The organism is Actinomadura sp. NPDC049382 (genome assembly GCF_040677125.1).
GTDB classification, from domain to species: Bacteria; Actinomycetota; Actinomycetes; order Streptosporangiales; family Streptosporangiaceae; genus Spirillospora; species Spirillospora geliboluensis.
Window position 1 is genome coordinate 1 of the sequence record NZ_JBFARO010000236.1, and the last position, 4,880, is coordinate 4,880.

Genomic DNA, 4,880 nt, shown 5'->3' on the forward strand with positions numbered 1-4,880 from the left:
GAGTTCCGGCCGCATGAGCCAGGCCATGGCGCGCCGGACCGCGGTGTGGTCGCCCTCGAAACCGCAGGCCGCGAACGCGCGCACCCCGTGGCCCCGCCGCGGGCTCAGCGGGCAGGACGCCGGCGACGGCCGGAACGCCGTCCACGATGCCGTCCGTGCCGCTGGCCGTGCCGCCGTCCGTGCCGCCTTCCGAGGCGGCGGACGCGGCGGCGACGTCGAAGGCGTCGTCGTGGCCGACGAGAAGCAGCAGCAGCTGCGCCGCCGTCGGCCGCCGCGCCGGGTCCTTCGCCAGCGCCGCCGCGACCAGCGCGCCCAGCTCCCCGTCCAGTCCGCCGAGGTCGGGATCGTGGTGCAGGACCCGGTACATCACCGCCGGGATGGAGTCGGACCCGAACGGGGGCCGCCCCGTCGCGGCGAACGTCATCGTCGCGCCCCAGCCGAACACGTCCGCGGCGGCGCCGACGCTCCCGCCGGACACCTGCTCGGGCGCCATGTACGCGGGCGTCCCGACGGCGCGGCTGCTCACGGCGCTCGCCGCGTCCAGCACCCGCGACAGCCCGAAGTCGATCACGCGGGGCCCGTCCGGGCCGAGCAGCACGTTGTGCGGCTTGAGGTCGCGGTGCACGACGCCCGCGCGGTGGATCGCCGTCAGCGCGCTCGCGGTGCTGACGGCGAGCCGGTCCAGCGCCCCGCCGGCCAGCGGCCCGTCCCGCGCGACGGCGCGGTTCAGCGCCTCACCGGGGACGTACTCGCTGACCAGGTACGGGGTGTCCCCGGCGACCTCGGCGTCCAGGAGCTGCGCGGTGCAGAACCGGGCGACCTGCTTGGCCGCCTCCGCCTCGCGGACGAACCGGGCCCGCGCGGTGGCGTCGTCGTCGAACTGGACCTGCAGGAGCTTGACCGCCACCCGCTCCCCGCCGGCGCCCTCCGCGAGGAACACCGTGCCCTGGGCGCCGGCCCCGAGCCGCCCGAGGAGCTCGTAGCGGCCGAGGCGGACCGGGTCGTGCGGACGCAGCGGCTGGGCCTCCGGCAAACCTGCGCTCCCTCCGGTCCGGTCGGTGATGGCCGCCCATCACAGCAGGCCCGCCAGCCTATAGAGGACGAGCGAGCCGGCGACGGCCACGTTCAAGCTGCTGCCATGTCCCACCATAGGGATCTCCACGGCGAGGTCGAGCAGGTCGACCGCCTCCGCGGGGATGCCGGTCTGCTCGTGGCCCAGCACGGCGACCGTCCGGACGCGGGCGGCGGGCAGGTCCGCGAGCCGGACCGCCTCGTCCGCCAGCTCGACCCCGACGACCCGCGAACCGGCCTCGCGCTGGTGCCGCAGCCACCCGAGCGGGTCGTTCACCCAGTGGACGCAGGCGGGCCGCCGCAGCGTGTTGCCGCGTTCGAGGGCCTCCGGCACCCAGGGGAACCGGGGGACGGCCAGGCACGCGCCGACCGCGTCGCAGGTCCGCAGCAGCGTCCCGAGGTTGGCGCCGTGCAGCGGCCACAGCGGCGCGGCGAGGAGGTGGTCCCAGCAGGAGTGGGCGTGGCGGCGGCGCTGCCGGCGCAGCTCGCGCGGGGCGCGGACCCGGATCGCCGGGCCGGCGGTCCGGCGGCTCACCGGCGCCGGGCGCCACCGCCCTCCGGGAAGAAGAAGATCATGATCGGCGCACTTGGCGGCGTGCGCGGGCCATCGCCGACGGCGGGACGCGACCGAGTGTAACCCCGCGGCCCGCCGCCCGGCATCCGCCCGCCGCCAGGCATCCGCCCGGCCGTCCGCTAGCCCGGCCCGCGCCCGGGGTCGCGGCGCCGCAGGTAGCGCTCGAACTCGCGGGCGATCGCGTCGCCGCTCGCCTCCGGCAGCTCGGTGGCGTCCTTCTGCTCCTCCAGCGTCCGGACGTACTCGGCGACCTCGGAGTCCTCCTCGGCGAGCTCGTTGACGCCGTGCTCCCAGGCGCGCGCCTCCTCGGGCAGCTCGCCGAGCGGGACGGTGACGTCGAGGAGGTCCTCGACGCGGCGCAGCAGCGCGAGCGTCGCCTTCGGCGACGGCGGCTGCGCGACGTAGTGCGGGACCGCCGCCCACAGCGACACGGTGTCGAGGTCGGCCTTGGCGCACGCGTCCTGCAGCACGCCGAGGATGCCGGTCGGCCCCTCGTAGCGGGCGGGCTCCAGGTGCAGGGTGCTGACCAGCCCCGCCTCCGACGCCGCGCCGGTCACCGGGACCGGGCGGGTGTGCGGCGCGTCGGCCAGCAGCGCGCCCAGCAGCACGACGTTGCCGATCCGCAGCTCCAGCATCAGCCCGACCAGCTCGCGGCAGAACGACCGCCACCGCATGTTCGGCTCGATCCCGTGCAGCAGGACGACGTCCTTGCCGTTCGGCAGCCGCGCCCACGACACCCGGGTCGTCGGCCAGGTGATGCCGCGGGTCTCGCCGTCGGTCATCTCCACGATCGGGCGGGTGACCTGGAAGTCGTAGTAGTCGTCGGGATCGAGCTCGGCGATCGGCACCGCTTCCCAGGTCGACTCCAGATGCGCGATCACCCCGCTGGCGGCCTCCCCGGCGTCGTTCCACCCCTCAAAGGCGGCCACGAGCACCGGATCGACGAGTTCCGGCACGCTTTCGAGCTCGACCACGCGCTGCCTCCTTCCGACGCCCAGGTACAGCGTCACCGACGGGGGCCGTCATTCCCGGGGTCGGGGGCCCCGCTCATGATCGGTGGCTGTCAGCCTACGTCCTGACAGTGACCTACCCCACCCCCCGAGAGCCAGACCCCCGCCCTGTACGCCCGCGGCGGAACTCCCGGGGGTACCCGGGGCGGAGGCGGGGCGCGCGGCGGGGGCCGGCCGGGGGGTCACTTGCCGTCGGTGGTGTGCACGATCAGCACGTCGCAGGGCGCCCGGTGCGACAGGTTCGCCGGGACCGACCCGAGGATCCGGCCCGCGAGGCTGTTCAGGCCCCGGTTGCCGATCACGACCAGCTCGGCGCCGCGCTCCTTGGCGAGCTTGGAGATGACGTCGACGGCGTCGCCCTCCACCGCGACCTGGTCGATGTCGAGCGCGCCGGCCGCGACCGCGCGCTCGCGCGCCGCCCGCAGCGCGTCGTCGGCGGGCGTCGAGCCCTGCACCTTGTACGCCAGGTCCCCGAGCCGGTCGGCGGCGCTGGCGCGCTCCCGCTCGGGCATGGGGCTGTAGGCGGAGGCCAGCAGGAGGGTGGCGCCGGTGGCGGCGGCCAGCTGCGCGGCGCGGTCCACCGCGCGGAACGAGGAGTCCGAGCCGTCGGTGCCGACGAGGATGATGCGGTACGCGCTCATGCCGTTCCTTACCCGTTGGTAGTCACTGCAGGCACGGTATCGGGCCGGTGACCCATCCGTCACCGTCTCCTTGCACACCTCGTCCAAAAGCGGCCGGTGAGGGGGCCGGACGGCGCCCGCGATCACGCGGTTATGGTGGGGATACATGAGCACCCCCATCTCGCGTCCCCCGCATCCGGGACGGCGCGCATGAGCGCAGGAGACCGCGGCGGCCTGCAGGCCGTGATGTTCGACATGGACGGCCTCCTCATCGACTCCGAGCACGTCTGGCTGGAGGTCGAGACGGAGGTCATGGCGTGGCTCGGCGGCGAGTGGAGCCCCGCCCACCAGGAGCGGCTCGTCGGCGGCTCCATCGCCATCGCCGTCGACTACATGCTGGAGCTGACCGGCGCGGCCGCCGACCCGGCGGAGATCGCCCGGCGGATGCTGGACGGCATGGCCGAGCGCCTCACCGCCTGCGTCCCGATGATGCCCGGCGCCAAGGAGCTGCTCGCCGCGGTCCGCGCGGCGGGCGTCCCGGCGGCGCTGGTGTCCTCCAGCCACCGGCGGCTGATCGAGCCGGTGCTGGACGCGATCGGCCGCGAGCACTTCGCGCTGAGCGTCGCCGGCGACGAGGTCGCCCGCACCAAGCCCGACCCCGAGCCGTACCTGACGGCCGCCGCGCGCCTCGGCGCCGACCCGGCCCGCTGCGTCGTCCTGGAGGACTCCCCGAACGGGGTCGCGGCGGGGGAGGCGGCGGGCTGCGCCACCATCGCCGTCCCGGGCGTCCTGCCGATCCCGCCCGCTCCGGGCCGCACCGTGGTCGCCTCGCTGCGCGAGGTCGACGTGGACCTGCTGCGCGCCCTGGCGGCCGGCGAGCCCGCGCCCGGCTGACACGCGCCCCGCCCGCCGCCCGCCGGGTGACGTCCGCCGGTCGGCTGATGTCCGCCGGCCGGCGCACGCCCGACCGGTACCCGAGGGCTGCCTCCGGGGGAGCGTTCCGCAGGACCGGGCTCCCGCCGGAGGAGGAGGCCGACCAGGCCGGGAACCGTCCGCCGGGAGGAGCGGTACCGCCGTCCCGCGTGTGACGATGGGAGGGAGGACCACCGTTCGGAATGAGGGGCCGGCATGAGCGACGCAGCCATTTTCGCGATCAGCCTCGGGGTGACCCTGGTCGGTCTGGTGATCAGTTATGGCGCCTACCGCCGCCGCGGCGCGGGCACCGGCCTGCGCGGCGCGGCGCTGTCCCTGGTGCCGCTGGCGGCGGCGATGACGGGGGTGACGGAGTTCTTCGTCGACCTGGCGTTCAGCCCGGTGAAGTGGGCGGGCGTCGGGGTGGCGGGCCTGGCCGTCCTGCTCTACCTGACCTCGGGCGCGATGCTGAGCCGCCGCGCGGGCGGCGAGGAGGCCGGCGCCGCGGGCGCGGGCCGGGCCGCCGGGGACGGCGGGCGCAAGGCCGCCGGGCGCGGCAAGTCCAAGGGCGCCGTGGAGGGGCCCGCGCAGGGCGGCGCCGCGAGCGCGAGCATGTTCGGCACCACCTCGGCCGTGCCGCCGGTGGACAGGGTGGTCAGCAGCTCGAACACCGAGACGTCGAAGTTCACCGAC

At 75.9% G+C, this 4,880-nt stretch carries 6 protein-coding genes; 2 read left to right on the forward strand and 4 right to left on the reverse strand.

The window, feature by feature from the left end; all coding sequences use genetic code 11:
• The 4 genes from AB0K34_RS46005 to AB0K34_RS46020 form a co-directional block, all read right to left on the reverse strand.
• Positions 1–1,033 (reverse strand): serine/threonine-protein kinase (locus AB0K34_RS46005; protein WP_364554832.1); only part of this gene is annotated, 1,033 nt, incomplete at its 3' end.
• A gap of 39 nt (positions 1,034–1,072) precedes the next feature.
• Positions 1,073–1,606 (reverse strand): TrmH family RNA methyltransferase, encoded by a 534-nt coding sequence (locus AB0K34_RS46010; protein ID WP_364554834.1) that lies wholly within the window; start codon positions 1,604–1,606, stop codon positions 1,073–1,075.
• A 158-nt stretch (positions 1,607–1,764) separates the two neighbouring features.
• On the reverse strand, positions 1,765–2,619 hold the full coding sequence (locus tag AB0K34_RS46015) for a PAC2 family protein (protein WP_301178243.1): 855 nt from the start codon (positions 2,617–2,619) through the stop codon (positions 1,765–1,767).
• 218 nt (positions 2,620–2,837) lie between these two features.
• Positions 2,838–3,296, reverse strand: a complete 459-nt coding sequence (locus AB0K34_RS46020; protein ID WP_138639961.1) for a universal stress protein — start codon at positions 3,294–3,296, stop codon at positions 2,838–2,840.
• 189 nt (positions 3,297–3,485) lie between these two features.
• On the opposite strand from AB0K34_RS46020, the gene AB0K34_RS46025 reads away from it, so the two are divergent.
• Positions 3,486–4,169, forward strand: a complete 684-nt coding sequence (locus tag AB0K34_RS46025) for an HAD family phosphatase (protein WP_301178242.1) — start codon at positions 3,486–3,488, stop codon at positions 4,167–4,169.
• Between the two features lie 234 nt (positions 4,170–4,403).
• Positions 4,404–4,880: hypothetical protein (locus AB0K34_RS46030; RefSeq protein WP_364554837.1), on the forward strand; the 477-nt coding region annotated here is incomplete at its 3' end.